The sequence below is a fragment of the Nocardia miyunensis NBRC 108239 genome (assembly GCF_001613065.1).
Lineage (GTDB): Bacteria > Actinomycetota > Actinomycetes > Mycobacteriales > Mycobacteriaceae > Nocardia > Nocardia miyunensis.
This window is the reverse complement of the sequence record NZ_BDBQ01000128.1, coordinates 1-25916: the sequence shown is the minus strand read 5'-3', so window position 1 is coordinate 25916 and position 25916 is coordinate 1. Positions and strand designations below refer to the sequence as shown.

At 66.3% G+C, this 25916-nt stretch carries 31 protein-coding genes and 1 pseudogene; 16 read left to right on the top strand and 16 right to left on the bottom strand.

The annotated features are described in order from the left end of the window. From NM2_RS43465 to edd, 4 genes and pseudogenes are all read right to left on the bottom strand, one after another. Positions 1 to 473: pseudogene (locus NM2_RS43465) on the bottom strand (hypothetical protein); the annotation flags it as partial. 88 nt (positions 474 to 561) lie between these two features. Then, the gene (eda, locus tag NM2_RS43460) at positions 562 to 1176 is read right to left on the bottom strand and encodes a bifunctional 4-hydroxy-2-oxoglutarate aldolase/2-dehydro-3-deoxy-phosphogluconate aldolase (RefSeq protein ID WP_067682796.1); all 615 of its coding nucleotides are present in this window, start codon (positions 1174 to 1176) and stop codon (positions 562 to 564) included. Beyond that, complete coding sequence (gene glk / locus NM2_RS43455) at positions 1173 to 2171, bottom strand: glucokinase (protein ID WP_067682794.1); 999 nt, start codon at positions 2169 to 2171, stop codon at positions 1173 to 1175. Before glk ends, eda begins: the two co-directional genes overlap by 4 nt. Before the next feature lie 73 nt (positions 2172 to 2244). Beyond that, a complete protein-coding gene (edd, locus tag NM2_RS43450) occupies positions 2245 to 4083 on the bottom strand; it encodes a phosphogluconate dehydratase (protein WP_084532200.1) in 1839 nt (612 codons plus the stop codon). A gap of 289 nt (positions 4084 to 4372) precedes the next feature. Between edd and NM2_RS43445 the strand changes: the two genes are divergently transcribed. From NM2_RS43445 to NM2_RS43435, 4 genes are all read left to right on the top strand, one after another. Further along, a complete protein-coding gene (locus NM2_RS43445) occupies positions 4373 to 5554 on the top strand; it encodes an ROK family transcriptional regulator (RefSeq protein WP_245718529.1) in 1182 nt (393 codons plus the stop codon). A 69-nt stretch (positions 5555 to 5623) separates the two neighbouring features. After that, positions 5624 to 6286, top strand: coding sequence for a hypothetical protein (locus tag NM2_RS43440; protein WP_157121833.1), 663 nt, complete (start codon positions 5624 to 5626; stop codon positions 6284 to 6286). Positions 6287 to 6713: 427 nt separating this feature from the next. Then, positions 6714 to 6992 (top strand): lactonase family protein, encoded by a 279-nt coding sequence (locus NM2_RS48425; RefSeq protein ID WP_084532196.1) that lies wholly within the window; start codon positions 6714 to 6716, stop codon positions 6990 to 6992. A gap of 75 nt (positions 6993 to 7067) precedes the next feature. Continuing rightward, positions 7068 to 7331, top strand: a complete 264-nt coding sequence (locus NM2_RS43435; protein ID WP_245718527.1) for an SDR family NAD(P)-dependent oxidoreductase — start codon at positions 7068 to 7070, stop codon at positions 7329 to 7331. A 57-nt stretch (positions 7332 to 7388) separates the two neighbouring features. Here the strand turns inward: NM2_RS43435 and NM2_RS43430 are convergent, their stop codons facing one another. Further along, on the bottom strand, positions 7389 to 8756 hold the full coding sequence (locus tag NM2_RS43430; protein WP_067682783.1) for an NtaA/DmoA family FMN-dependent monooxygenase: 1368 nt from the start codon (positions 8754 to 8756) through the stop codon (positions 7389 to 7391). A 12-nt stretch (positions 8757 to 8768) separates the two neighbouring features. Further along, positions 8769 to 9974: an LLM class flavin-dependent oxidoreductase gene (locus NM2_RS43425; protein WP_067682780.1), complete on the bottom strand. Its 1206-nt coding sequence runs from the start codon at positions 9972 to 9974 to the stop codon at positions 8769 to 8771. Between the two features lie 133 nt (positions 9975 to 10107). Between NM2_RS43425 and NM2_RS43420 the strand changes: the two genes are divergently transcribed. From NM2_RS43420 to NM2_RS43410, 4 genes are all read left to right on the top strand, one after another. After that, positions 10108 to 10824, top strand: a complete 717-nt coding sequence (locus NM2_RS43420; protein ID WP_067682777.1) for a GNAT family N-acetyltransferase — start codon at positions 10108 to 10110, stop codon at positions 10822 to 10824. Between the two features lie 42 nt (positions 10825 to 10866). Beyond that, complete coding sequence (locus tag NM2_RS52280) at positions 10867 to 11034, top strand: DUF397 domain-containing protein (protein WP_084532194.1); 168 nt, start codon at positions 10867 to 10869, stop codon at positions 11032 to 11034. Continuing rightward, entirely contained in the window at positions 11031 to 11174 is a 144-nt protein-coding gene (locus NM2_RS48415) for a pyridoxine 5'-phosphate oxidase C-terminal domain-containing protein (protein WP_245718526.1), read from the top strand. Before NM2_RS52280 ends, NM2_RS48415 begins: the two co-directional genes overlap by 4 nt. Before the next feature lie 665 nt (positions 11175 to 11839). After that, on the top strand, positions 11840 to 12169 hold the full coding sequence (locus NM2_RS43410) for a hypothetical protein (RefSeq protein ID WP_067682771.1): 330 nt from the start codon (positions 11840 to 11842) through the stop codon (positions 12167 to 12169). Positions 12170 to 12190: 21 nt separating this feature from the next. On the opposite strand, the gene NM2_RS43405 is transcribed toward NM2_RS43410, so the two are convergent. Beyond that, entirely contained in the window at positions 12191 to 12373 is a 183-nt protein-coding gene (locus NM2_RS43405) for a hypothetical protein (RefSeq protein ID WP_067682768.1), read from the bottom strand. A 305-nt stretch (positions 12374 to 12678) separates the two neighbouring features. On the opposite strand from NM2_RS43405, the gene NM2_RS43400 reads away from it, so the two are divergent. After that, positions 12679 to 13410 (top strand): nuclear transport factor 2 family protein, encoded by a 732-nt coding sequence (locus NM2_RS43400; RefSeq protein ID WP_067682765.1) that lies wholly within the window; start codon positions 12679 to 12681, stop codon positions 13408 to 13410. Between the two features lie 63 nt (positions 13411 to 13473). Further along, positions 13474 to 13809 carry a cupin domain-containing protein gene (locus NM2_RS43395; protein ID WP_067682763.1) on the top strand — a complete coding sequence of 112 codons (336 nt, stop codon included), beginning with the start codon at positions 13474 to 13476 and terminating at the stop codon, positions 13807 to 13809. Here NM2_RS43395 and NM2_RS43390 read toward each other — a convergent pair. After that, positions 13794 to 14264, bottom strand: coding sequence for a DUF8821 family protein (locus NM2_RS43390; protein ID WP_067682760.1), 471 nt, complete (start codon positions 14262 to 14264; stop codon positions 13794 to 13796). The two genes, NM2_RS43395 and NM2_RS43390, sit on opposite strands and share 16 nt — an antisense overlap. A gap of 80 nt (positions 14265 to 14344) precedes the next feature. Continuing rightward, complete coding sequence (locus tag NM2_RS43385) at positions 14345 to 15022, bottom strand: DUF1345 domain-containing protein (protein WP_245718525.1); 678 nt, start codon at positions 15020 to 15022, stop codon at positions 14345 to 14347. A 233-nt stretch (positions 15023 to 15255) separates the two neighbouring features. Here NM2_RS43385 and NM2_RS43380 point away from each other — a divergent pair, with 233 nt between their 5' ends. The 3 genes from NM2_RS43380 to NM2_RS43370 all read left to right on the top strand — a co-directional run bounded on the left by NM2_RS43380 (position 15256) and on the right by NM2_RS43370 (position 17647). Further along, a complete protein-coding gene (locus tag NM2_RS43380) occupies positions 15256 to 15471 on the top strand; it encodes a hypothetical protein (protein ID WP_067682756.1) in 216 nt (71 codons plus the stop codon). 70 nt (positions 15472 to 15541) lie between these two features. Further along, complete coding sequence (locus NM2_RS43375; RefSeq protein WP_067682752.1) at positions 15542 to 16237, top strand: LmeA family phospholipid-binding protein; 696 nt, start codon at positions 15542 to 15544, stop codon at positions 16235 to 16237. A 282-nt stretch (positions 16238 to 16519) separates the two neighbouring features. Beyond that, positions 16520 to 17647, top strand: coding sequence for an NDMA-dependent alcohol dehydrogenase (locus NM2_RS43370; protein WP_067682750.1), 1128 nt, complete (start codon positions 16520 to 16522; stop codon positions 17645 to 17647). A gap of 308 nt (positions 17648 to 17955) precedes the next feature. Here NM2_RS43370 and NM2_RS43365 read toward each other — a convergent pair whose 3' ends face one another. The 5 genes from NM2_RS43365 to NM2_RS43345 form a co-directional block, all read right to left on the bottom strand. Then, entirely contained in the window at positions 17956 to 19149 is a 1194-nt protein-coding gene (locus tag NM2_RS43365) for a cytochrome P450 (RefSeq protein ID WP_067682748.1), read from the bottom strand. Positions 19150 to 19325: 176 nt separating this feature from the next. Next, the gene (locus NM2_RS43360; protein ID WP_157121831.1) at positions 19326 to 20483 is read right to left on the bottom strand and encodes a hypothetical protein; all 1158 of its coding nucleotides are present in this window, start codon (positions 20481 to 20483) and stop codon (positions 19326 to 19328) included. A 31-nt stretch (positions 20484 to 20514) separates the two neighbouring features. After that, the gene (locus NM2_RS43355) at positions 20515 to 21045 is read right to left on the bottom strand and encodes a hypothetical protein (RefSeq protein WP_067682742.1); all 531 of its coding nucleotides are present in this window, start codon (positions 21043 to 21045) and stop codon (positions 20515 to 20517) included. Positions 21046 to 21067: 22 nt separating this feature from the next. Further along, positions 21068 to 21676 (bottom strand): hypothetical protein, encoded by a 609-nt coding sequence (locus NM2_RS43350; RefSeq protein ID WP_067682739.1) that lies wholly within the window; start codon positions 21674 to 21676, stop codon positions 21068 to 21070. A gap of 391 nt (positions 21677 to 22067) precedes the next feature. After that, the gene (locus NM2_RS43345; RefSeq protein WP_067682737.1) at positions 22068 to 22331 is read right to left on the bottom strand and encodes a hypothetical protein; all 264 of its coding nucleotides are present in this window, start codon (positions 22329 to 22331) and stop codon (positions 22068 to 22070) included. A 162-nt stretch (positions 22332 to 22493) separates the two neighbouring features. Here NM2_RS43345 and NM2_RS43340 point away from each other — a divergent pair, with 162 nt between their 5' ends. Both NM2_RS43340 and NM2_RS43335 read left to right on the top strand, forming a co-directional pair. Next, positions 22494 to 23381 (top strand): helix-turn-helix domain-containing protein, encoded by an 888-nt coding sequence (locus NM2_RS43340; RefSeq protein ID WP_169816352.1) that lies wholly within the window; start codon positions 22494 to 22496, stop codon positions 23379 to 23381. Next, positions 23378 to 23581 (top strand): DUF397 domain-containing protein, encoded by a 204-nt coding sequence (locus tag NM2_RS43335; protein ID WP_067682734.1) that lies wholly within the window; start codon positions 23378 to 23380, stop codon positions 23579 to 23581. Before NM2_RS43340 ends, NM2_RS43335 begins: the two co-directional genes overlap by 4 nt. Positions 23582 to 23717: 136 nt before the next feature. Here NM2_RS43335 and NM2_RS43330 read toward each other — a convergent pair whose 3' ends face one another. After that, positions 23718 to 24155 carry a VOC family protein gene (locus NM2_RS43330; protein WP_067682731.1) on the bottom strand — a complete coding sequence of 146 codons (438 nt, stop codon included), beginning with the start codon at positions 24153 to 24155 and terminating at the stop codon, positions 23718 to 23720. A gap of 69 nt (positions 24156 to 24224) precedes the next feature. Further along, positions 24225 to 24845 (bottom strand): TetR/AcrR family transcriptional regulator, encoded by a 621-nt coding sequence (locus tag NM2_RS43325; RefSeq protein WP_067682728.1) that lies wholly within the window; start codon positions 24843 to 24845, stop codon positions 24225 to 24227. An 89-nt stretch (positions 24846 to 24934) separates the two neighbouring features. On the opposite strand from NM2_RS43325, the gene NM2_RS43320 reads away from it, so the two are divergent. After that, positions 24935 to 25660 (top strand): carboxymuconolactone decarboxylase family protein, encoded by a 726-nt coding sequence (locus tag NM2_RS43320; protein ID WP_067682725.1) that lies wholly within the window; start codon positions 24935 to 24937, stop codon positions 25658 to 25660. Positions 25661 to 25916 lie beyond the last annotated feature (256 nt).

The window sequence follows — 25916 nt, the reverse complement described above, 5'->3', positions numbered from 1 at the left end:
GGCTGTGCGGCCGCAGCAGACGGCGCGACGGGGGACGGCCGCGCGGGAGCGGGAGGTTGCGCCACGACGGGCGGTTGCCTGCCGGAGCCCGGTTCCGTGGCGCTGAGCGGTGCGGACCGTGGGTCGGAAAACGTGGGGTGGTGCGTCCCGTGCGGCCCCGGCCCGGACGCGTGCGACCCCCGCTCGGACGGCGGGGGCATCGAATCCGGGTTCGGCGGCGGAACCGAGCCCGAATCGGATGGCGGCGGCCCGAAGGGCGGCGGTCCGCTGACGGCCATCTGCGCCCGGTTCTGCGCACCCGCGAGCTGGCCGTCCAGCTGATCGACCAGGAACTGTTGCAGCGCGAGTTCGGTCGCCACGCCGATGCCGACCACCACCGTCACGAACAGCAGCAATTGCCCGGCCAGCAGCCGCGCCCGCAACGACCAGCGGCGCGGACCGGCCGGTCGGCGAAAGGGTGCGGCAGTGATCACCGCACGGATTGTCCCATCAGTGCGCCACGCCGCCATGCGGTGGGCAGGTTGTGTCGCATACGGGACACCGCAGCAAGCCGACCCGCACTCATTCCCGCAGGGCCGCCGCGGCGGCGGCCGAGTCGCGGATGCCGGACCAGTCGCCCGCGGCCAGGGCGGCGGCGGGGGTGAGCCAGGATCCGCCGACGCAGCCGACGTTGGGCAGCGCCAGGTAATCGCGCACGGTGGCGGGGGTGATGCCGCCGGTCGGGCAGAAGCGGACCTGCGGGAGCGGACCGGCGAACGCGCGCAGAGCCGTTGTGCCGCCGGAGGATTCGGCGGGGAAGAACTTCATCTCGGTGATGCCGCGATCCAGCACGGTGAGGATCTCCGAGATCGTCGCCACGCCGGGCAGATACGGCAGACCGGTGTCGGCCAGGGCGTCCAGCAGGCCCGGAGTCGTCCCCGGGCTCACCAGGAAGCCCGCACCGGCGGACGCCGCGGCCTCGACCTGCAGCGGAGTGACCAGGGTGCCCGCCCCGACGACCATCTCGGGCACCTCGGCCGCGATGGCCTCGATGGCGGGCAGCGCGGCATTCGTGCGCAGGGTGATCTCGATGACGCCGATGCCGCCGTCGAGCAGCGCGCGGGCCAGGGGGACGGCGCGATCCGGGTCGTCCAGGACGACGACGGGGACGACCGGTGCGATATCGAGGATGTTCATATGAGCTCCGGAATGAGTCGGTGCTGCTCGAGCGCCACGGCGGCGCCGCGCAACGCGGGTGTGGCGGCCACGATGAGTTCGGTGGCCACGGGATCGAGATAGCCTGCGATAGAACGCTTTCCGATGAAACGGGTACGAAAGTCGCTGTCGGCGAGGAAATCCGCGATGTCAGGCAGGACGCCGCCGCCGAGCAGCACCCCGCCGCGCGCGCCGAGCGTCAGCGCGACGTTCCCCGCGAACGCGCCGAGCATGCCGCAGAACATCGAAAGTGCCTCGTGGGCAATGGTATCGGTGCCGCGTCGACCCGCCGTGCACACCTGCTCGGGCGCTCCCGCCACGGGCGTGACCCCGTGCACGACGCACAGTGCTCGATACAGCCGCCCGAGTCCGGGCCCGGACAGCGCGGTCTCGGCGTCCACGACCGGATGCTGTTCGCGCAGTACCCGGGCGACCTGCATCTCCTGCTCGGTCTCCACCGGCAGCCCCGCGTGTCCGCCCTCGCCGGGAATCGCGACCCACCGCTGCCGCACCCGCATCAGCCCGCTCACGCCCAGGCCGGTGCCCGGTCCGATCACCGCCATCGGCTCCGCAGCCCACCGCACGCCGCTGCCGATCCGCACGAAGGCCGAATCCGGCAGATCCGGGACGGCCAGGGCCAGCGCGGTGAAGTCGTTGATCAGCTCGAGCCGGTCCAGCCCCAGTCGCATCCGGCTCTCGGAGATCGAGAAATCCCAGTGCGCGTTGGTGAGCCGGAACCGGTCTCCGCGCACCGGCCCCGCCACGGCCGCGCAGGCCATGGACGGCCGTGCGGCGAAAGGCACGCGATCGAGGTAATTCTCCACCGCCGCAACGAGATCCGGATAATCCGCGCAACGCAGGATGCGGACCTCGAACGGCTCGCCGCCGGGCTCGCCGACCAGCCCGAACCGGGCATGAGTACCGCCGATGTCGGCGACCAGCCAGGGCTCGTCAAGGGAGGGTGTGCGGGTCGTCATCGTGTGGTCGCCTCGGGGTGTGCTGTGCCGGAACGGTGGTGGATGGGACGCCGGTGTCGCGGTGCGGCGATCCTCATGCCGCCCCGAATACGCTCGCGCCCCGATCCGCCGGGCCGACGGCGGTGCGGAAGCAGTCGAACAGCTCGCGACCGGTACCGATAGCGGTCACTGCGGCCTGCGCGCACGGCCTGGCGGCGAGTTCGGCGGGATCCACCAGGATGTCGAGTTCGCCTGTCTCGGCGTCCAATTCGATGACGTCGCCGTCCATGATGCGGGCGATCGGCCCGCCCGCGGCGGCCTCGGGGGTCAGGTGCATCGCCGTGGGCACCTTGCCCGACGCGCCCGACATCCGGCCGTCGGTGACCAGCGCGACCGCGTGTCCGCGATCCTGCAGGACGCCCAGAGCCGGTGTGAGCTTGTGCAATTCGGGCATGCCGTTGGCGCGCGGGCCCTGGAAACGCACGACCGCGATCATGTCCCGATTCAGCTGCCCGTCCCGGAACGCGCTGAGGAATTCCTCCTGATCGGCGAAAACCCTTGCGGGAGCGCGGACAACGCGATGTTCGGGCGCGACGGCCGACACCTTGATCACCGCGCGGCCGAGCGATCCGTCGAGCATGCGCAGACCGCCGTCCGGGGCGAACGGGTCGGCCGCCGAGCGCAGCACGGATTTGTCGCCGCTGTCGGAAGGTCCACGGTCCCAGGCGAGTTCGCCGTCCGCCTCGAGGATCGGGGCCTCGCGGTAGTGCGTGCTGAGGCCGTGTCCGGCGACGGTGGTGACGTCGTCGTGCAGCAGTCCGGCGCCGAGCAGTTCGCCGATCAGCAGCGGCATGCCGCCCGCCTGCTGGAAGGCGTTGACGTCGGCGGCGCCGTTGGGATAGATGCGGGTCAGGGTGGGCACCACGGCCGACAGATCCGCGAAATCGTCCCAGCGCACATCGATTCCGGCCGCGGCGGCCATCGCCACCAGATGCATCGTGTGATTGGTGGATCCGCCGGTGGCCAGCAGTGCGACGATGCCGTTGACGATGGCGTGCTCGTCGATCACCTCACCGATCGGGGCCGCGCCGCCGCGCAGCGCGGTCAGTTCCACGATGCGCCGCCCGGCCGCGACGGTCAGCGCCCGGCGCAGCGGCGTATTCGGCGGGACGAAGCTCGCGCCCGGCAGATGCAGGCCCATCACCTCCATCAGCAGCTGATTGGAATTCGCGGTGCCGTAGAAGGTGCAGGTGCCCGGACCGTGGTAGCTGGCCGATTCGGCGGCGAGCAGATCCGCGCGGGTGGCGGTGCCCTCGGCGTAGCGCTGGCGGACCCGGCTCTTGTCGGCGTTGGGCAGGCCGGAGGGCATCGGCCCGGCGGGCACGAACAGCATCGGCAGATGTCCGAAGGACAGCGCGCCGATCACCAGGCCGGGCACGATCTTGTCGCAGACGCCCAGCAGCAGCGCACCGTCGAACATGTCGTGGGACAGCGCGATCGCGGTGGACATCGCGATGACGTCCCGGCTGAACAGCGACAATTCCATCCCCGCCCGGCCCTGGGTGATGCCGTCGCACATGGCCGGAACGCCGCCGGCCACCTGCGCGACCCCGCGCGCGCCGCTGACGGCCTCGCGCAGCACATCCGGATAGTCCCGATACGGCTGATGCGCCGAGAGCATGTCGTTGTAGGCGGTGACGATCGCGATATTGGGCTGCGTCTCGCCGTGCAGGGCGAGCTTGTCCGCCGGACTGCAGGCCGCTACGCCGTGCGCGATATTGCTGCACGCCAACGACATTCGCGCCGGGCCGCGGGAGGCCGCGGCCCGGATGCGAGCCAGGTAGGCACTTCGGGTGGCGGCGCTGCGCTCGATGATGCGGGCGGTGACGGCAGCCAGGACGGGGTGGGTGGGCGAGTCGAGGTGGACCGGCATCGCGGACTCCTTCATATGTGATCGGCCACACAGCACGTTAGATGTACTTAGGATCATTTGCAAGCAAACTTTGGTTTTGGAAGAACAAAATAACAGGTGCGGGCGCTAGAGCTGGACGGATACTGTGGTCCCCGACAAACTGGGCACGACAGGGTCCGGGCCGGAAGGCGATGGCGGACCGTGACCACGTCGGTCCCGGTCGTGCTCCATGAATACGGCCGGACCATGGTCGGCGGCGGTAACCGTGCAGGCCCCGGGGCGTGCCCGATGGATTCCGTGAGGAGGTGCGGTGACCGGTCGACCGATGGCGACGCCCGGCGTTTCGGCGGGCGATGTGCTGGGCCTGATCCGCAGTAACGATGTGGTCACCCGCGCGGACATCCGCCGGTTGACCGGCTTGTCCCGCACCGCGGTGACCCTGCGCGTCGAGCAGCTGCTCGAACGCGGGCTGGTCGTCGAATGCGCCGACGGCGGTTCCACCGGCGGCCGGCCGCCGACGCGGCTGATGTTCAATCCGGGATCCGGTCTGGTGCTGGCCGCCTCGACCGGCGCCAGCCGCGCCCAGGTCGCGGTGTGCGATCTGGCCGGGCGGGTGCTGGCCGAATCGGAATTCGCCGTTCCCTCCAGTGGGGTCACCGAATCTCTGCTGGTCAGCGCGGCCGAGCGAATGGAAACCCTGCTCGAGCGGGCGGCCGGGGAGTCCGGAGCGCGGCGACCGGTGTACGGCGTCGGGGTGAGTGTGCCCAGCGCGGTCGATGTGGCCACCGGGCACAGCGTCGACACCGGGCCCGCGCTCGGCGAGGTGGCCGTCGCGGACTACTTCACCGCGCGATTCGGCGCGCCGGTCCGGGTGGACAGCGATGTCAACGCGCTGGCTCTGGCCGAGCACGCCCGCCATCCCGATGTCTGTGATCTGTTGCTGCTCAAGGCGTCCACGGGGATCGGCGCGGGCATCATCGCCGGTGGCCGGTTGCAGCGCGGGGCCTGGGGCGGGGCGGGGGAGATCGGGCACATCAAGGTCGCCGGAGCGCCGGATCGACCCTGCCGCTGCGGCGATATGCACTGTCTGGAGACCGTGGCCGGGGGTTGGGCGCTGCTGGAACAGCTTGCCGCACAGGGCAAGTCGGTTTCGGGGCTGCCGGAGCTGGTGGAGCTGGTGCACGCCGGTGACTCCGATGCGCTGCGTGCGGTGCGCGAGGCCGGACGCCGGATCGGCGAGGTTCTGGCCGCGGCGGTGAACCTGCTCAACCCGGCGCTCATCATCGTGCGCGGCGATCTGTCGCACGCCTACGAACCACTCGCGGCCGGCATGCGCGAGCTGATCTACCAGCGTTCCTCGGCGTTGGCCACCCGCGCGCTGCGGGTGGAACCGGGTGCGCCGGACGCACCCTCGGGAGTCGCCGCCTGTGCCGCGATGATCTTGGATCAGGTGCTCGCGCCGGCCGCCGTCAACGCCCTGTTGGACGCCTGAGTTCGGCAATTACGACGCGCTATGTCCGATATCCTGTGAGATCTTCATCACAGTTCTACGATCGGACGCATGCCAGCCCTGCGGAGTGGATCGACGATGATCGAGGGGCGGGTGGCGTGCGAGACGCCGGGGGGAGCGACGATCGCATTCCGGGGTGGGCCCGGTATCCCCGTCGCGGTTGCCGTGCGGGGTGAGGTCCGCGGGGCGCGATCGTCAATCCTGTCGGGGCGCAAGGATATCGGGCTTCGAATCGGATACGCCGACGGATCGGTGGTGCGGGCCGAACCGCTGGACGAGGTCAGCATCGCGCTGCGACGGGGCGACGGCGCGGCCGTCGGCACGATCCTGCGCGGGGATACCGTGACCGCCGTCGCGGCCACCGGCGGCACGCTTTTCCATGTCATCCCCGATCCGGGCGAGTCGTGCACGCCGGAGCTGTTCCGGCTCGTCCTGCTGGACCGCTCGGGTGGCGAATTCGGTCGTCTGGACGTCATCCGGACGGTCGGCGGCTGGTCCTCACACCGCCTCGCGGACCCGATGGGCGACACCTATCTGTGGTGGGATCGCACCGGTGTGGAGTTGCCGGTGCCGATCCTGGGCACCCGCCTGGCCGCCCCGCATCCGCTCGATCGCGTCGAGCGCGATATGGCGCTCGCCGCTTGTGCCGATATCGCTCTGGGGTTGCGGCCCTACATTCCCGCGATGCGTTCGGGTTGCGCTGTCGGGCCGTGAATCCGGCGTCGGCTGTACGGCGGACTCGCTGTTTTGGTCGGAATCCGAAGGACCATAGGTTATTTCGCGCGCGATTCGACCCTCTGACATCCATCGCGCCCGCTAGGTTCGGCGACGCGTCTGTCGCTCGGGCCATCGGTGATCCTGGTCACGACTACGTCCATCTATCGACATCGACTGCACCGCAACAGGTCCGTGCGTGCATCACTGTTGTCGCGGCTGGGATTCGTCGAACCCGGCCGTGATGGTCGCTGCTGCTGTGCGATCGGCCGCGCGTCGTTCCGGGGCGAACCTGTTCCGGAGCGTCTCGATGACGCTCGGCTACACACGGTTCGGTCATGCGATTCCGCTACTGCCTCCTCGCGGCGGACCGAGGCCCGTCTCGGCGATGAATGCCGCGATCTCCGGTAGCCGCGGATAACTCCGCCTGCTTCGCCACGCCGCCAACCGAGGCGAGAACGTTCTGATCGTCTACGCGGTCGACCCGGCGACCGCCGCGTTGCGGGAAGTCCAGCGAATCCCCTGTGCGGGTACGAAACCGTGGAGCTTCTCGATTCATCGCACCGGCCGGTGGATGTTCGTCGCGAACCAGGGAAACAACAGCGTCGCGGTGTTCGCCATCGACCCCGGGGCCGGCCGTTTGACCGACACCGGTAAGTCGATAGCCGTTCCGATCCCGGACGGCATCACCCTCTACTACCGCTGAGATCGGATACATCGGAGAGTCGAAGCTCGCGCGGTCTTGCGTTCGAGCGCGCTCGAACGCAAGACCGTCACCGCCATGACGACATATGCGACGTCGACATGGATCATCACCGGGGCTTCGAAGGGCCTCGGGCGTGCGCTGGCAGAGTCGGCACTCGCGGCAGGCGACGATGTTGTTGCGGCGGTGCGCGATCCGGACAGCGTGGCTGATCTGACGGCGAAATATCCCGGCACGTGTCTGGTCCCACGCTTCGACGTTCGCGAGACGGACACGGCGGCTGGATTGGTGAGTGCCGCCGTCGACCGGTTCGGCCGGTCGGCCGGGTCGATGTGCTGGTGAACAATGCGGGCCGGGCGGTGATCGGGGCGATCCGGCCGGTGAGTTGCCCGACGGGGCTCAGCTCCCAGTCGGGACCGATGCTGTCGATCGCACGTCCGGCAGGCCCAGGTTGTCGCGCAGGGTGGTGCCGGTGTACTCGGTGCGCAGCGCGCCGCGGTCCTGGAGCAGTGGCACCACGCGGTCGACGAATTCGTCCAGACCCCAGGGCACCAGGTGTGAGCCGAGGATGAAGCCGTCCGAACCGTCGTTGCTGACGAATTCGTCTATCTGCTGGGCGATCCGGGCCGGAGTGCCGATCAGCGGGCCGCGTTCGAACTGGTCGATGACGACCTCGCGCAGGGTGAGCTTCTTGGCCTCGGCGACCTGGCGCAGGCGTTCGGCCGTGGCGAAACGGTCCTGGTGCACGAAGGCGCGGCCCTGGATGATCGGCGGCGCGTCAGGATCGGGATCGATCGTCGGCACCGGGCCTTCGGGGTCGTAGCCGGACAGGTCGCGATTCCAGATCTGCTCCAGCAGGATCAGCGCGGTCTGGCCGGTGACCTGCTCGTTGCGGACGGCGTGATACTTCTCGATCGCATCGGCCTCGGTGTCGCCCAGGACGAAGCTCGCCGAGGGCAGGATCTTGATGTCGTCGGGCCCGCGTCCCGCGGCGACCGCGCGAGACTTGATGTCCCGGTAGAACTCCGCGGCCTCGGGCAGTTTGCCGTAGGGGGAGAAGATGGCGTCGGCATTGGCCGCGGCGAAGGCGCGGCCCTGCGGCGAGACGCCCGCCTGTAGGACCACCGGCCTGCCCTGCGGGCTGCGCGGCACCGTGAACCGGCCGGAGATGTCGAATTGGCTGCCGTGGAAGGCGAATTCACCGGCGTCGGGTCGGGCCAGGAATTTCCCGGATTCCCGGTCCGCGGCGATGTCCCCGGCGTCCCACGAATCCCACAGGGCGCGAACTGCGTTCAGCGTCTCCTCGGCGCGGACGTAGCGGTCGGCGGGATCGAGGAATCCGCCGCGCCGGAAATTCTGGCCGGTGAAGGCATCGAACGAGGTCACCACATTCCATGCGGCCCGGCCGCCGGACAGGTGATCCAGGCTCGCGAATTGCCTTGCCAGCTCATAAGGTTCGTTGAAGGTGGTGTTGATGGTCCCGGCGAGGCCGAGGTGCTCGGTGACCGCGGCCAGCGAGGCCAGCACCGTGAACGTGTCCGGGCGGCCGATGATGTCCTGATCGAAGATGCGGCCGGCACGTTCGCGCAGGATCAGCCCCTCGGCGAGGAAGAAGAAATCGAATCGCCCGCGCTCGGCGGTGCGCGCGGTGTGCTCGAAACTGCTGAAATCGATCTGGCTGCCCGCCTGGGGATCCCACCAGGCGGTGTGATGGTTGACGCCGCCGAGATAGGCGCCCAGGATGACCTGCTTACGGGGAGAACTCATATCGGCCTCGGTTCAGGCGTTCGCGTAGCGGTTGGGGACTGTGGTCGGCAACCCGAGCAGCCCGCGCAGCGAGCCGTCGGGGTAGCCGGTGCGGAACAGGTTGCGGTGCTGCAGGATCGGAACAAGTTGGTCGACGATGGATGCCAGATCGTCCACGGCGACACCCGGCCGCAAGCGGAATCCATCCAGTCCCCGCGTGCGCCACTCGGCGAGCAGATCGGCGAGCTCTTCCGCGCTACCGGTGAAAACCGCCGCGTCGGAGGTGAATTCGGATCCGGCGGCCTCGTTCAGCCGGGCCAGCCGAGCGGCCCCGGTTTCGGCATCGGTATCGAGAAAGACGACGAGGTCGGCATAGGTTCGCAGCGGTTCACCGGTGCGCTCGGCCTGCGCGGCGGCCACCTGCTCGAGGATCGGCTCGGGCCCGCTCGCGCGCCCAGGCGTGATGAAGACCAGATCCGCTGCACGAGAGGCGAATTCGTAGATCAGCGGGGCGTGAGCGAGGGCGGTGACCACGGGCTGGCCCTGCGGCGGGCGCGGGGTGATGGACGGTCCGCGGACCGCGAAGAACCGGCTGCGGAAGTCGATGTAGTGCAGTTTGTCCCGATCGATGAACCGGCGAGTTGCGACGTCGCGGATCTCCGCGCCGTCCTCCCAGCTGTCCCACAGGCGGCGAACCACCTCGACCGAATCGGCGGCCTCGTCGAACAACTCGCGCACCGAACCCGGCGGAGCTCCCGCGGCGACCGCGTCGGCGAGTTCGGCGGGAGTGAGTTCGTGCACCGTACGACGCCCGAAATGCGCTGCCTCAGCGGCGGTTCCGGATACCCGAACCTGCCAACCGGCCCGTCCGCCGGAGGTGAAGTCCAGCGTGGCAAGGGCTTTGGAGACGTGGAATGGTTCGGTGTGCGTGGTCGTCACCACCGGGATCAGCCCGATGTGCCGGGTCACGGGTGCGACTCGCGCGGCGATCAGATGCGCGTCGATCCGGGCGCGCACCCGGTCGACCGCGTCGGCCGGGGTGTCGCGCGCACCGGGCGGTGCGAGGGTGTCCTCGATGCTCACGAAATCGAGCAGGCCCCGCTGTGCGGTGCTGACCAGATCGACCCAGTAGCCGGGGGCGAACAGTTCGGCGGGCCGGGAGTGGGGCTCGCGCCACGCGGCGGGATGCCAGCCCGCCCCGTCCAGCGCGACGCCCAGATGCAATGGATTCGGTGCCATCGTCTCGGTGTTCCTGTCCGTGCGGCGAATAGGCGACTCTGGTCACGATGCTGTCCGGCGGGTGGGGCGTCAACGTTTGAAATCAGCTCGAGCTAAGGGAAATATACTGTGGGCGAGGCGAATTGAACGTTGCGTGACGATCGATACCACCGTGGGATCGCAGACCTCGCTGCACCCTCTCGACGATCCGGTGCGGACCTCGCTGCTGGGTGCGCACCGCCGGTTCGCCAGCTGGGTGGGCCGGATCGGCCGCTACGACCCGCAGGTCGCGCGGTTCATCGGCCATCCGCCGGTGCTGGACGAGCGGGATTGGGCCGATCTGGCCACCGTCCTGGGGCCAGGCGGTTCGACGGGGCTGCGCGGCCACGGCCATGTGCCTCCGCTGGGGTGGACGGTGCTGGACGAGGTCGGCTCGGTGCAGATGGACGGCACCGCACTGGATGTCGCGCCCGATTCCGGCCTCGATGTGCTCACCGCGGCGGACGTCCCCGAGATCCTCGAGCTGATCGCCCGAACCCGGCCCGGCCCGTACGCGCCGCGGACCATCGAGATGGGCAGCTATCTGGGCCTGCGGATCGACGGCAGGCTGGTGGCCATGGCCGGTGAGCGCATGCATCCGCCCGGCTGGACCGAGATCAGCGCGGTGTGCACCGATGCGGAGTTCCGTGGGCGCGGCATCGCCACTCGTTTGATCCGCGCGGTCGGCGCTGGTATCCGCGCCCGCGGCGAACTCCCGTTCCTGCACGCCGTCGCCCACAACACCACCGCGATCCACCTCTACCACACCCTCGGCTTCACCCTGCGCCAACGTTCGGTGCTGACCATCGTCCAAGCGCCGGAGGCTCCCTGATCACCGCGGACCACGAACGGCGGACGACCGACCCCCGCCTTCGTGGGCGTCCGCGACTCGAAGAACCCGACCGGCCCGGCACTCGTGTTCGCACCGAACGAGTGGGATGCCTCCACCTCGGACGTCCGCAGTGGGGCCTCGGTCGCTGAGCAGACCCGACCACCTGACGAAGCAGAACCGGCTTACCTTCGGAAACTATTGAGTCAGTGACGTCACCGGCCCGGCGGCGAGCTCACGCGGTTCGACCTGAAGAGGTCGAGTTCTGGCAGGGCGATCCGGCACGCCTGCACAAGCGCCTGCGGTATGAACGAGCGGGCGGCGTTTGGGTACGTGATCGCCTGTGGCCGTGACTGCTCGACGCGATATCGATAATGGCACACAGACTTCGGACACTGGCCGGATTGGGCCCTTCGTCATCGGTGAGTGCGCCATACGGCCTCGAATACATCGATGGCGCTTTCGTGCACAGCCCGAGCGGAGATGATGACCGCGATGGAATCCGTTATCACCGAAGCGATGTGACCTTCGGTCTCGTCATTACCGAATCGGTACCGAGAACGGCTGGGCTCGGGGTACAGGATCGGGAATGATGGGAGTCGAGCCGATGGTTCCGGAGGGTCTGTCCACGGCCGGATCGAGATACCCGCACCGGCGATTGCCATTTGGTAGCTGCATGCTCTTAATGCGGTTGCCTGGACTTCGCGATATCCTCGAAATCATAACTCGAATACCGGCTTTCGCAATGTTGAGCTCCGGATTCGACGTGTATGTCCGATATTAGCTGCGACACGTGAAAAGAACTCCGTGTAGATGTCCCGGAAGTAGCTGCGTTGGCTCTAGAGTGGTGCGCGCCGCGGTACACGGACTGCTCCCGGGGTGGAGCCGTCGGAGTGACCGAGTACGTGGCGCTCTGTGGGTGGGGAGGCTTCCCGTGACAAGTGGGCGACTCGCGCCGGAAGTCTCCTCGTCCGCATGTGCGTTGCGCGGCGCTGAAATCTACGAGGGGAGAACGATAATGGGTTCACAGTCCGAGGTGTTGCGTCTCGTGGGCGAGGTCACCGATCGCTATGGTTCGCTCGACGCGTTCTTCGCTCGGCTGCGCGCCGAATTCGACGATCGACCGACCACGCAATTACCCGTGATCGACCCCGCCGCGGTCGAACCGGTGGCGTGGTCGGCGGCATCGACGAGCCCCGAGATGCCTACGCCCGCTGCGGAAGTGGCGACGCCGACAGCGGAATTCGACGACGAGCCCGACGACGAGGATGAGACCGGCCAGGCCGAATTCGTCGCAGCGCCACAGCGTTGCGGCATGTGGGGCCGACTGACCGGCCGGATGCGCTGAGCCCGGATCGGCTCCGCGCCTTCACAGATCAGCGGTCTCCGGGAACAGCTTCTCCGCGCGTCGCAGCGCCGTGGCGAAGTTGGTCAGGATCATCAGTGATGTATCGGACAGGCCCTCGGCATTGCGCGCCAGCCGCCGCATCGCGTCCTGGGTGAACGTGTCGATCAGTGCACTGTCCCCGCGCCGAGTCCTGATCTCTGACACGCGATCCTCCCGTCCAACGAGACCGCGTCCCCGAATTGTCGTGCCGATCACGATCTGTCCCTGCTGTAGGCCCATCGTAGGCGGACATCGTCTCGGGCATGGGAACATCCCCGCCCGCGGCGTCGAGTAACGGTGGCTCCCGGGCGAATTCGGCGACCCCGGCAAGGAGACCGGTCGGCATGTATTGGGTTTCCGGACGGCGGCGATCTCGTGCCTGCGTCGGATTTTCTCGTATTGACATCACCCGATTCAAGATGAATCATATGATTCATCTTGGGCGGCCGGTCGTGGCGAAAGGGTGCGCGATGTTCAACGAGGAACAGTTCCAGCAGGCTCTGCGGCAGCCGCGGTTGTCCGGACCGGTTCCGGAATTCTTGAAAGCCAATCGCGCGGTGCGGATCCGGGCGATTCCGGAGGCGGAGTTGCAGGCGAGCACGCTGGAATGGTTCGAGGAGTTCGAACGCAAGCTGGAGCTGTACGGCAGGCTCGGGGTGGATCTGGGCTGGGTGCTGGAGTGGGCCAAGAAGTACTGGTGGAGTTTCCTGGTCCGCGATATGAGCCACAATGACCAGCTGTACGCCGCCGACGTGCGCTACACCGACGTGACGACCTTCGGGCGCACGATCGTGGGGATCGACGAGTTCGTGAAGTACAACTTCGCGTTCTTCGACGCCATCCCGGACTGGCGTTACGACCCGCTGCCCGGTCAAGCCTATCTGGATGTGACACCGGATGGCCTGGTGCGCACGGTGATTCGCTACATCGGCAGTGGCCACTGGACCGGCCCGCTGCGCCTGTACCCGTACGACGAGACCGCGCCGGTGATCTACGGCAACGGACGTTTCGTCCAGTGTCCCGCCGTGGATCGCTACCACTTCAACGCCGACGGACTGATGCAGGAGGGCGAGACCCTCTACGACTTCCTCGACGCGACTCAGCGCGGCGGGGTGCTGCCGCGCGACGACAGCTGGCAGTTCCGCGCGCTGATGGCCGCGTCGAAGGTCCCGGCACTGTTGTCCCGGTTCGGTATTCGGTAGTACGCGAGGCGATGCCCGGAGGGTGGATGATGTCGATCGTTATCATGTGGGTTAGGGTGGCGTATGCACCCCGAAATCCTCGCCCAGGCGGGCTACACTTCCGCCACCGTCGCCGAATCCCCTGTCCGCGAACTGTTTCCGGGTATTCGGCTGCATTCGCTGTGGCAGGGGGAGTCCGGTGCGCACGCCCACGTCCTGGAAATGGATCCGGGCAGCACGTGGCCGCGGCGTGACGTCCACGAACCCGGCCCCGAGGAGGTCTACGTGGTCGCGGGCACCTTCAACGACGGCGCCCGCGACTATCCGGCCGGAACCTTCCTGCACGCTCCCGCCGGTACCTGGCACGTTCCCAACAGCGCCACCGGCTGCACGTTGTTCCTGTTCTATCCGGAGGGATAGGCGCCCTTGATGACGAAGTAGGAGCCCCGAATGGTCCCCGCCAGCTTCGACTTCTGCCGCGCGAATTTGAACGCGGCCAACTCGGTGGGGACTTCCATTCCGTCGGAGAGTTTGAACCCGACCGCCCGCTTGCCGTTGTCGTCGATCGAGTACATGACGTTGATCGACAGGCCGCTCTCGTAGAAGACGTATGCCATGCGAATGTTCTCGACCTGGAAGGCCGTAGCTTCCAGCGGGCGCGAGGCGATGACGATCCCGCGCTCGTCCTCGAGGATCTCGCTCACCCAATCGACGGTCGACCGGGCGTCCTTGGCGGGCTCCACCGTGAAGACGTGGTCGTACTTGTTCTTGAAGTATCGGGCCTCGTTCGCCCGCAGACCGGCCAGCGCCGCCGCGACCGGCGACGATTCCAGGCCCACGGTCGAAACGTTCTCGAAGTCCACTGGGTAGGGCATGACGAACTCCTCAGCTCTCAGCCGCGGTGCTTCGACCGAACTCTACAACCTCGCGCCCCTGGCCTCGGCGAACCACGAGGTCACTTCATGACGTTGACCGCGCGGGCGATGACCAGGACCCCGGTGATGACGGAGATGGAGGCCTGCACGGTCATCATCATCTTGGCCCAGCGTGACAGCGGCATGACGTCGGTCGGGCTGAATGCGGTGGCGTTGGTGAAGGCCAGATAGAGGTAGTCGACGAATTCCGGTTCCCAGTCCCGGTCGACGAGCTTGCCGAGTTGCATCTGCGGGAACAGCAGATCGGGATGTTTCTTGCGGCCGTGCGCGCGGGCCGCCGGCCCGCCGCGATCGAATTCCCAGTACCACAGCGCGAAGACCAGCACATTGGTCAACCAGACCGCCGCGCCGGAGGACAGCAGCACCCCCGGATTGTTGCTGAGCTTCCCGTCGAGCAGCCCCTGGACGAGCCGATCCACCGACCACGCGGTCGTCACGCTCAGCAGCCCCGACAACGCCAGACCGGCCCACCGCAACCAGCGCGTCTCCCGATCGATCCGCACGGGGTCGGCCACGATCAACACCACCAGCAGCACCAGCGCCAATCCGGGAATCACCCACCTCGGCCGCACCGTGAGCTGACCGGGCAACCACCACTGCAACGCGATGACCACGAGCACGGCGACGCTCGCGGCGACCCGCGACTCACCCGCGCTGCGCCGCGCCCACGCTGGAACCGAGTCGATGTCCTCACTCACCGGGCCCAGTATTCCTCCTGTGCAGACAGCGCAGCGGGACGTGCGCGACACGATCGTCGGTGTCCCGCCGAGAACGGGCGACCTCCATGTCCGTGTCGGTTACGGCTCGGTGGCCGCGCAGGTTCCTCTGCCTGCCTGGCCCGGTCTCCAGCGGACGCTGTGGATATGATCGCGAAACTGATTGTCCTTCTCATATTTTCGACGATCGGTTATCCGGCAGACCGAACTGATCGATGCCGCGAAATTTCTCGAGCCGCGAGCGAGAAATCCAGGCCACCCTCGATGCCAGCGGCACCACCGTGCTGAACAGCGGGGACGTCTTCGAACTCATCCTGTCTCCGGCCTGTATTCGGGCGCTGGTCTTCGCGCTGATGGACCCGGCCGTCGACGCTGCCCGCCTGGTCGACAACCTCATCGCCGTCCGCGATCACCGAGCCGCGAACGAGTGAGCGTCCGGGCACGCGCTGCGCCACGACGCGATCACCCGCATGATGGGTGGATGGCCGAAAGGGTGAGTGTGTGCGCGGATTCCTGATATTCGTCGTCGTGGTGGTGATCGCGCTGGTCGCCGGCGACCGGGTCGCGGTCGTGCTGGCGCAGAACAAGATCGGTGACAAGGTCGCCGCCGAGTACGACCTGGCGAGTCGGCCGAATGTCCGTATCGGGGGCTTTCCGTTCCTGAACCAGGCCGTCGCCGGGAAGTATCACGAGATCGAGATCCGCGCCGGGGATTGGACCGGGGAGAAGCTCTCGGTGCACGACCTCGACGTCACACTGACCGACGTCGCCGCGCCGCTGAGTGATGTGCTGCGCGGCAACACCTCGAACATGGTGGCGGATTCGGCGACGGCGACCGCCCGAGTGCCGTACGACACGGTGCAGCGATTCGCCCCGTCGGGGGTGAAGTCGATCTCCTACGGTTCGGACGGAATGCACGTCAGCGGAACATTCAAGGTGGAGGGCATCTCGGTTCCGGGGACGGTCGTGGTCACCGTCTCGCCGACCGAGAACGGCATCTCGGTCATCCCGGTCTCCGTTCAGGCCGCCGCGGGCGGACCGTCGCTGTCGCTGTCCCTGCTGCGGCGAACGCTCACCTTCGTCGTTCCACTACAGAAGCTGCCGCTGGGCGCGCAGCTCACGGCCATCGAGCCCGCCGCCGACGGTCTGCACGTCACCGCCGTCGCGCACTCGGTGCACCTGTCCAGCTCGTCGTGAGACAACCGCTGCCGCCGACCGATGCCCGAGCGGCAGAGGCGGTTTCGCACCGTGCTGACCAGGGGACGGCCAATTCCCTGTCCGGTCACCGGGACTCGACCTCGCAAACGCCTGGACTGCTGTCTAAACACCTGTAACATTCAGGGGTCTCCACGGCGCGCCAGGCGGGACGCGGGCATAGGATCGCGCGGTCTGCGCGGGCCTTGGACCCTCGATCCGAGTTAGTTCCGATCGTCGCGTCACCAGCCTCGCGTCGATCCCGATCGTGAAAGCAGTGTGACGATGAAGACACAAGGCGCTCTCCTCTGGGAATTCAACCAGCCCTGGTCGATCGAGGAGATCGAGATCGGCGAGCCGCGCCGTCGCGAGGTCAAGGTGCGGATGGAGGCGGCGGGCATGTGCCACTCCGATCACCATCTGGTCACCGGCGGCATTCCGATGGCGGGTTTCCCGGTGCTGGGCGGGCACGAGGGCGCGGGCGTGATCGAGGAAGTCGGGCCGGACGTGGAGGATCTCGCGGTCGGCGACCACGTCGTGCTGTCGTTCATCCCGTCCTGCGGCAAATGTCCCTCGTGCCAGGCCGGTCTGCGCAACCTCTGCGACCTGGGCGCGATGCTGCTGGCGGGCACCTCGGTCAGCGACGGCTCGCACCGGGTCACCGCGCGCGGTCAGAACGTATTCCCGATGACCCTGCTGGGGACGTTCGCCCCGTACGCGGTGGTGCATCAGAGTTCGGTGGTCAAGATCGATCCGTCCATCCCGTTCGAGGTCGCCTGCCTGGTCGGCTGCGGTGTCACCACCGGATACGGTTCGGCCACCCGCGCCGCGGACATTCGCCCGGGTGAGGACGTCGCGGTCATCGGCATCGGCGGTCTGGGCATCGCCGCGTTGCAGGGCGCGGTGCACTGCGGTGCGCGCTACATCTTCGCCGTCGACCCGATCGAGTGGAAACGCGAGCAGGCGTTGAAGTTCGGTGCGACGCACGCCTACGCCACCATCGAGGAGGCGACCGCCGCATGCGCGGAGATCACCGCGGGCGGTATGGCCAAGAAGGTCGTCGTCACCGTCGGCGAGGCGCACGGCCGCGATATCGACACCTGGCTCGGCATCACCGCCAAGGCGGGCACCTGCGTGGTCACCGCGATGGGCAGCCTGATCGAGAACGAGGCCACACTGAACCTGGCCATGCTGTCGCTGCTACAGAAGCGGTTGCAGGGCACCATCTTCGGCGGCGGCAACCCGCACTACGACATTCCGCAACTGCTGTCGATGTACAAGGCGGGCAAGCTGAACCTGGACGACATGGTCACCCGCCAGTACCGCCTGGACCAGATCAACGACGGCTACCAGGACATGCTCGACGGCAAGAACATTCGCGGCGTCATCCGCTACACCGACGCCGATCACTAACTCGCACAGGGGTTTCCGCAGGCGTCGCGGGCGCGTCACCGGGCCGCACACCGCCCGCGATACCGTGACTCGAATGCGCCGGGCCCGACGTCGAGCCGGTCCGTTCGGCGGCGGATGTATCGTTTGCTGCCGTCCGGGGTCGGGGATCCCGCAGGACCACGGCATGGATCGTCGGATCGGGCGAGAGTCGTTTCGCGGCAGATCGTTTTCGTCCGGAAGCTATCGGGTACCGATGAGAGGGAGCGCATCTGCCGCCGGGCCGCCGGGCCGTCGGGGAGAGACGGTAGACCCGGGCGGGCACGCCGGAATCAGCTGACGGTGATGGGGAGCGTTTCCCAGCCGCGCACGGTCGAGGTCGAGGACAGTGTGGGCTTGTCCAGGTCGACCTGCCAGGTCGGGAAGTGCCTGAGGAGTTCCTCCAGGGCGATCTTGGCCTCGAGGCGGGCCAGGGCCGCGCCGAGGCAGTAGTGCGTGCCGAAGCCGAAGGTGCGCAGGTTGGTCATTTTGCGGTGGATGTCGAAGCGATCGGGATCGGACCAGCGGTCCTCGTCGCGGTTGGCCGAGGCGACGATCAGCATCATGGCGCTGCCCGCGGGGACCGTGGCGCCGCGCAGTTCGACGTCGGTGGTGACGTAGCGGGCGATCGCGTGGCCGGTGGGTTCGAAGCGCAGCGTCTCCTCGATGGCATTCGGGATCAGGCTCGGATCGGCGACGAGTTCGGCGCGCTGGTCCGGGTAGCGGGCCAGCAGCGAACCCAGCCAGCCGATCAACCTGGCGGTGGTCTCGTTGCCCGCACCGGCCACGACGGAGATGTAGGTCAGGATCTCCTGGCGGGTGAGTGTCCGTCGCACCCCTTCGGTGTCCTCGAATTCGGCGTGCAGCAACTCCGTCATCAGATCGTCGGACGGATGGTCGGCGCGCCAGTCGATGTACTCCGCGAAGTGGTCGGCATGCGGAATTGCCTTGTCGGACACCTGCATCTGTTGTCCGGGCTCGGTGCGCAGATTCGCGTCGGCGCGATCGCGCACGGCCTGCTGATCGGCCTCCGGGATGCCCAGCAACATGCCGATCACCCGCATCGGCACCTCGTTCGCGAACTCCGTCATGAGGTCGAAGTGGTCCAGCCCGGCCAGACGCTCCAGCGACCGGGTGCACATCTGGCGGATCTGCGGCTCGAGCGACAGCACCCGCCGCGGCGTGAACACACGCACCAGCAGCGAACGGTGGATGTCGTGCGCGGGCGGATCCTCCATCAGCAACGTCCCAGGCGGAATCTCGATACCGGCCTTGATGATCTCCAGAATCGGCCCGCGCGAGGAGGAGAACGTCTGCCAGTCCAGCAACGCCCGATCGATATCGTCGTGCCTGCTCAGCGCATAGAAGTCGTGCCGATCGTTGTAGTAGAGCGGCGCCTCGGCCCGTAGCCGCTGGTACACGGGGTATGGGTCGCCGGCGATGTCACGATCGAAGGGATCCCAGTAGACCGGATCTGCAGGACTCACGCGACGCTCCTCAGCCTCTCCGGGGATCCATCTCTCACTCTCCCGTCGAGTAACTAAGTTACCACTGTATAGAAGGTGCGTATTCGAATCAGAGAGTTATGTTCTCGCATCACCATCGCGACATGCGGACCGCCCGCCTCGGGAGGGCTACTTCCGGTTCGCCACGATCGATTCCGTCAACGCTCCCGGTGCAGACCGCGCTCCCGCCCACCCAGCTCCCGGCCGCCTCGCAACCGGCGGATGTTCTCCATCCCGGGCGGTATCGGGTCACCCACACGGGCCTGAGCCTTGTCGATGACATCCAGGACATTCGCGACATCCGCACGAATAACCCCCTGCCGCACCAACTCCCGGCGCCGCGCATCCACCTCCCGCTGCTTCGCCAGCCGCTCGGCCTCTTTCCTCGCCGCGCACTCCGCCGCCTCGCGCTCACGGCGCTCCCGGCCGATCGCATCGATTCCCCGAACGACCTTCCCCCGCTGACGCTCTCGCCCCTGGGTCAACATGCTCTCCATCACCCGCGCCCGCTCACCCGTCAACCCGAGGCTCGCCACCGTCTCCCGCCCCTGAACTTTTTCGTACCTACGCACCTTCCGCATGGATCGAACCAACGAGCTGTGCGCCTCGGACAACTCCCACGCCGGAAACACCTTCCCCTCCGCCCGAGCCTGCTCGATCGCCCGCACGTTCTCCGAGACGACCCGTGCGATGTCCCGCTTCCGCGCCTCGTGCTCCTTCGCCCGAACCTCACGCCGCACACGCTCATCCCGAGCCCGCTCCAGCCGCGCCCTCTCCTTGGCTTCCCACGTCTTCACCTTCTCCAGATGCTTCGCAACGGTCAACGCCTGCCGAAGCTGTTCGCGGGAGACTTCCTGGATGGTGAATTGCCGAGGATATTTCTCTCGCAGCTCCCTGAGCTTGTCCTGCACCTCTTTGTCGATTCGCACACCCTGGACAATCGTCCAGTCAACGATGCCGCCGTCGAGCGTGTACTGATCGTCTTTTTCCAGCTGCGGCAATGCCTTATCTTTATCGATCTTGCCCGCTTTGTACTCATAGGTGGCACGCTCTCGATCGTTCCGCACATCATGGAATCTCGATCCGAGCTTATCGTTCTTCAAATAAGATTCTTTGGTGTAGCCGCGTTCGGGAGTCTGCCCCCTGATGGCCGCCATCCCATCTCTGAAACGATCGCCTATCTCTTTGGCTTTCTGCCATCGAGTCCTCGCAGCGAGATACCCCGCGCGATCCCGCGCGCCGAGCCCTTTCATCCATTTATCGCCGACGTACCGACGATAGTTCTCTTCGAGCAGATCGCTCCATTCGTATTCCACGATTCCCCCGCGTCGTCAGAGAATTTGGAATCTATTCCTCAATTCGTTCAGCTATGGGAGGACGACCGGAATCCACCCAATCCTGATGTCCCCGAGCATTGTTGTTGAATATGGTGGAAAGATAGTCTCCCCAATGCCTGTGTACAGTCGCCGTTACCAGATTGGCGACATCGAGGTACATCTCGGACCACTCTCTGTCAACGGCTGGGCCGAATTCGGGATAGCGCGCGCCGCCGGTACCGCGAACGTTATGCCAACGTCCTTCGAATTTTCGGCAGAACACTTCACCGATATACCTCGTGAACTGGTCGGCCAAATCGCGGTTCTCCGAAGACTCGGCGTCGTCCATGGTCGCGAATCGATTCAATATCTCGCGTTCGGCACGGTCCAAGCCTTCCGCTGACCAGGGATCATCAGGCATATCGGGAATCGTCTCGGTGAGGAACTTCGCCAGCTGGGATTCCATTCTCTCCGGATTCACCCAATCCAGCCATTTCGGATCTTCCTGGTCCCGCTCGAGCTCAGCCAGTTCGGCCTTGGTGCGAGGGCGGACATCGCCCATGCTGCCTCCCCTCGATTGCTGGTCAGTTCATCGAAGCATACCCGTGCGGACGCTGGTTCGACTCGTCGACCGGTATGCCAATCCGGCTATGATCCGGCGCGCCGGTAAGCAACTGATACGCTTTTGTCCACTTCCCTAATTCCGACATGCCCGCAATGACGATCGGTTCGCCCTCCAGGAGGAGTCCGCGCTGCGACTGTGCTTTCGTGTACAGATAGGATATCTCCACTTTCACCCACGCCAGAGCCATCTGAGCAACGACTTCGCCCGGGGACGGCTTCGGTGTGGGCGCATCCGTCGCGCGATGTATCAATCGTGCGAATGTCGTATCCCACTCGGTCTTACGAGTCTCCAACTCCAGAATGACGAAAAGCGGGATATCGGATGCGTCGGCGGCGATCCCCAATGCCTCGTGCTGCAGGTTCCGTGCGGCCTGCTGCATGCCCCATTGCAGTATTGCCCGCTGACACCATGAAATGTCGATCGCAATCGCCAGCAGCGGATTGCTCGTATCTTTCGCGATGATCGCGTCACGCCAGGCGTCGATAATCGCGCGCCAGGTCGGTACGACATCGACGCATCCGGAGGCATGTGATGTTTCTTCAGGCTGATCTGACATGTTGTAGCGCAATTTAGTTCGATCCCCCATTCTCGATCTGCGAGATTATGCCGGCCCCCGATTCCTCTTGCGGAATCCGCCGCGGCCACAGGACAACCAGGAAATACACGACAGCCGCGATCAGAGCCGCGACACCGAGCCACAGAAACCCGTGCACCTACTCCCCCTTCCTATTCGCTTGTCCCACTCCACGCCCGCGAGGGGGTGCCCCCGGTCAGGTCACCGACCCCGCCACCAACCGAACCCGCCGCCTTACGATTCGGTCAGTGTCTCATCCAGACGCCTCAGCGCGTCAGCGAAACGTAAAAGTACCTCCGGCGGCAGCGGCTCGGCTTTCTCGTCGAACAGCGGCGGGCACCTGTGCTGTCCCGAAAACCGTTGCGGCAGTTGACCGGATGCGGGATCAGGCATCCGCGCCCAGCCTCCCGTACGCTCGCGGCCACACGGCAAGGGCGTCGCGCCCTGAAGCCGTTATGCCGCAACGCTTGTCATAACCTCGGATCAGGATCAGCCCACGGCTGGACAAGTTCGCCACCACCCGCCGGACCTCGAAACGGTCCAGACTCGCCGCGTGCCGAATCTGCTCGTTGGTGAGCATCCCTCCATTGCTCAAAGCCCGAAGTGCGCGGGCCTGGCTCACCGAGAGACTTCCGGTCTGCTGGGGCATGGGTCTAATGTTGCGGCGGCGTGCCGATCGCATCGACTCGAAACGGCCGGGCCGATTGAGTTGTTTCATCTGCCCAGCATGCGAGCCGATTGGGCCGTAACATCTGTGCCGGATCGGCTCAGATCCTGAGCCATTCCGGTCCGAACTGGGGAAGGGACCACCGTGTCGAACACCGACGATCCGATATCGACAACACTTCCGCGCCGAGAACTGGGGCGAGCGCTGCGCGAGGCACGGGAGGCGGCGGGCTACACGCTCGAAAGAGCCGCGGCGCTAATGGAAATGGGTAAGGCTTCCCTCGGCAGACTAGAACGCGGTGAACTAGGGCGAGTCAAGACCCTGTACCTCGAGGCGCTGTGCAAGCTGTACGGCATCGAGGACCGTTTCGGAGACCTGAAAGCCATTGCGGACGACTTCGGCTCGAAACTGTGGTGGCACTCCACGAGAAATCTTCTCGCGCCGGTATTCCGGACGTATATCGGACTGGAAGCAGGTGCCGAGAAGCTGTCGATCCTGCAATCGCTTCTCGTGCCCGGCCTTCTCCAAGTGGCCGACTACGTTCGAGCGATGGAGGAGCCGTACTTCGACACGGACACAGCGGAAGACGTGGATCAGCGCGTGCAGCTTCGTCTACGGCGGTCGGCAATCCTGACCCGTTCCCGGCAGCCGGTGCAGCTTGATGTAGTCCTGACCGAGACGGTGTTGTGGACCGCTGTCGCGCCGAAGGACACGATGGGCCTGCAAATGCGACATCTGGCAGATATGAGCACGCGCGAGAACGTACGGATCCGGATCCTCCCGTTTTCGTCGGGGTTGCCTGTGAAAGCAGTTCCGACGCCATACACCATCATGGACTTTCCGCGCACAGGGGCGAAGCTTGGTGAGCCATCGGTCGTATACGCGGAGAGCAATATCGGATCAATGTTCTACCAAGATGAAAGAGACGTGCGACGGCTCCGAGAAATCTATGGGGGAATCTGGAACGCCGCATTGGATGAAGGCAAGTCCCGTGAAATGCTGCGGAATGCGGCAAGGAGGTACTTTCAGTGACAATCGACTTGTCCGATGTGAAATGGTTCAAGTCGTCGCGTAGCGGCGCTGCCCAGGACTGCGTCGAGATCGCATGGCTCGCAGCGGGACACGTCGGGGTACGCGACTCCAAGAACCCGGGCGGCCCTGCGCTCGTGTTCACTTCCGGCGAGTGGGCAGCCTTCACCGGGGGCGTAAGGGACGGCGAATTCGACCGTTGACCCAACTCGAGCGATACGTCAAATCCCCTGCCACAGCGGGGGTTTCCAGCTCAATGACAATCGCCGTCCTGTGTGACAGTTGCTATCCCTTACCGGGCTGTCCTTCGATCGGAATTATTGCGGCGAGGAGTGTCGTTCAGCGGAGTTCCTCGACCAGCCCGATGACGATGCGGTCGGGGCCTCGGACGTAGCAGTACCGGTAGATGTCTTCGTATTGGGCTACCGTGCCCACGAGTTCGGCGCCGTGGGCGCGCAGGCGGTCGACGACATCCTCGACGTCGTCGACGACGAACGTCAGGCGGGGGATGCCCGGGGTGTTCACCGGCGCGTTCGGCGCGGTGCTGGTGGTTGTCGGCGAGTGGAACGTCGAGACCTCGACCCGGCCATGGCCGTCCGGAGTACGTAGGACGGCGATGTCTGCTCGGACGCCGTCCAGTCCGAGCAGTTCGTCGGCCCATTGCCCACCGACCGTTGCTTCGCCCTCCAATTCCAGGCCCAGTTCGATGAAGAACGCGATAGCGGCCGCGAGATCCTCGACCACAATGCCGACGTGATCCATCCGGTGGACCGTCATTGAGATTCTCCTTCAGATTCGTGACTGAACATCATGCCGCACAATCGATTACGGCATCGGATGCGGTCTTCAGCCGGGTCTGCCGATCCCGACGAGTTTTGCCAGGAAACGGTCCAGTTGTTCGGTGGCGGGCGGCCAGGGCAGATCGGGTTCGTTGATGCGTTGGGAGAGCATGCCATTCACCGCGGTCCGAAGATCGATCGCCACGGTGGTCGCATCGTCGGACGGTGCGATGCCCGCGTCCATGCATCGCTGCACCGAGTCGATCGTGCGTTGGACCATGACTTCCTTGAAGGGCATGCCGAGCCGGCGGTGCACCGTGCTCTCGTGCAGCACTTTGTACAGCCCGGGATGACTCTCGGCCCAGTCTGCCTGCGCCAGGATCCGGGCGCGCAGCCCCGCACCGGGATTCGATTCCGCCGCGTCGGCGGCGTCGCCGAGCCGCACGAGTTCCTCGTGGCAACGCTGGGTAGCGGCCAGCACGAGGGAATCCCGGTCGGGGAAGTGCAGATATACCGATGTGGCAGCGATCTTGACTTCACGTGCGACCGCGCGCAGGGACAACGCCTGATCGTCGGCCAGCTCGTCGAGCATCCGCGTCGCGGTGGCCACGATGTCCTCTCGCAGTAGGTCGCCGCGGCCACGCGCGTTCGGTCGCCGTCGGGTGGCGGAGGCGGTCGTGTCGTCCATGATCCGGCCATTGTAACCAAACGGGCTTAGCGCTACAGTTATTGCGCTACAGCTGTAGCGCTAAGGTTGTTCATTGATAGGAGTGAGTCGTGACCCTGAGCAACATCACCGAGGCCGCAACGCTCGAGCCGGCCGCGTTGGACCCGGCGTTCGCACAGATGGCCGCCGCCACCGCCGCGCAGGCCGATTCGGTGTCCGAGCTGACCGATCGGGAGAAGGTATTCCTGCAGGTCACCGCCGACGTCTGCCAGCAAGCCCTGGGGTTGCCCTTCGAACTGCACGTGCGCGAGGGCCTGAAACGAGGAGTGTCCACCGCCGACATTCGTGCGCTGCTGCGTCTGATCTCCTACGACAGCGGCTATCACGCGGCGCTGGGAGCCTTCGAACGGCTGGTTGAGATCGAGGCGGCACTCGGCCTGCCGCGCCCCGACGTCACAACGCTCGACGAGGAGTTGCTGTCCACCGGACCGGATGCAGCCCTCAGCCCCCTGCCCGCGCCGGTCCGAGCCACGGTGGGGCGGTTGGATCCGCACTTCGCCGAGTTCTTCGACCTGCAGTCCCGCATGCGGCTGCCGTCCGGGCCGGGCACATTGGCCGTGCGGGAACGGGCATTCGCGACGATGAGCATCGACGTGCACTATCAGACGCTGCGGGACACCTTCCGCACCCATATCGAGCGGGCGCTGGGCGCGGGCGCGACATTGTCGGACGTGCGCGGCGCGCTGCGCTACAACGCTCAATTCGGCGCAACCCGAATGTGGCACGCGTGGCAGGCATTTCACGCTCACGCCGCCGAAGCGGGGTGGACCGACTGACCCGCCGTCGAGCGGACCGCGAGTCGTGGGTAATGCTGTGGCGCAGGGTGTTCCACGATCCGCCGCCGCGACGCATTCGAGTCCGGCAGATGGATTTCCGCGAATAGCCAACGGAAAACCGCTCGATATGCGGCTACTCGAGACTGGTGGTGGGGTTTGATCCCGGCCAGGATCGGTCTCAGGTACCCGGTGGGAAGCTCTCTATGCGGCTGCCTGCCAGCGGTATCGGTGTGGCTCGCTAATGGCTTGCGTCCCA

Coding starts and splice junctions, on each gene's coding strand:
- eda (WP_067682796.1), bottom strand. CDS start 1,176: ATGAACATCCTCGATATCGCACCGGTCGTCCCCGTCGTCGTCCTGGAC.
- glk (WP_067682794.1), bottom strand. CDS start 2,171: ATGACGACCCGCACACCCTCCCTTGACGAGCCCTGGCTGGTCGCCGAC.
- edd (WP_084532200.1), bottom strand. CDS start 4,083: ATGCCGGTCCACCTCGACTCGCCCACCCACCCCGTCCTGGCTGCCGTC.
- NM2_RS43440 (WP_157121833.1), top strand. CDS start 5,624: ATGCCAGCCCTGCGGAGTGGATCGACGATGATCGAGGGGCGGGTGGCG.
- NM2_RS43435 (WP_245718527.1), top strand. CDS start 7,068: ATGACGACATATGCGACGTCGACATGGATCATCACCGGGGCTTCGAAG.
- NM2_RS43430 (WP_067682783.1), bottom strand. CDS start 8,756: ATGAGTTCTCCCCGTAAGCAGGTCATCCTGGGCGCCTATCTCGGCGGC.
- NM2_RS43425 (WP_067682780.1), bottom strand. CDS start 9,974: ATGGCACCGAATCCATTGCATCTGGGCGTCGCGCTGGACGGGGCGGGC.
- NM2_RS43410 (WP_067682771.1), top strand. CDS start 11,840: ATGGGTTCACAGTCCGAGGTGTTGCGTCTCGTGGGCGAGGTCACCGAT.
- NM2_RS43400 (WP_067682765.1), top strand. CDS start 12,679: ATGTTCAACGAGGAACAGTTCCAGCAGGCTCTGCGGCAGCCGCGGTTG.
- NM2_RS43395 (WP_067682763.1), top strand. CDS start 13,474: ATGCACCCCGAAATCCTCGCCCAGGCGGGCTACACTTCCGCCACCGTC.
- NM2_RS43390 (WP_067682760.1), bottom strand. CDS start 14,264: ATGCCCTACCCAGTGGACTTCGAGAACGTTTCGACCGTGGGCCTGGAA.
- NM2_RS43380 (WP_067682756.1), top strand. CDS start 15,256: ATGCCGCGAAATTTCTCGAGCCGCGAGCGAGAAATCCAGGCCACCCTC.
- NM2_RS43370 (WP_067682750.1), top strand. CDS start 16,520: ATGAAGACACAAGGCGCTCTCCTCTGGGAATTCAACCAGCCCTGGTCG.
- NM2_RS43355 (WP_067682742.1), bottom strand. CDS start 21,045: ATGGGCGATGTCCGCCCTCGCACCAAGGCCGAACTGGCTGAGCTCGAG.
- NM2_RS43345 (WP_067682737.1), bottom strand. CDS start 22,331: ATGCCCCAGCAGACCGGAAGTCTCTCGGTGAGCCAGGCCCGCGCACTT.
- NM2_RS43330 (WP_067682731.1), bottom strand. CDS start 24,155: ATGACGGTCCACCGGATGGATCACGTCGGCATTGTGGTCGAGGATCTC.
- NM2_RS43325 (WP_067682728.1), bottom strand. CDS start 24,845: ATGGACGACACGACCGCCTCCGCCACCCGACGGCGACCGAACGCGCGT.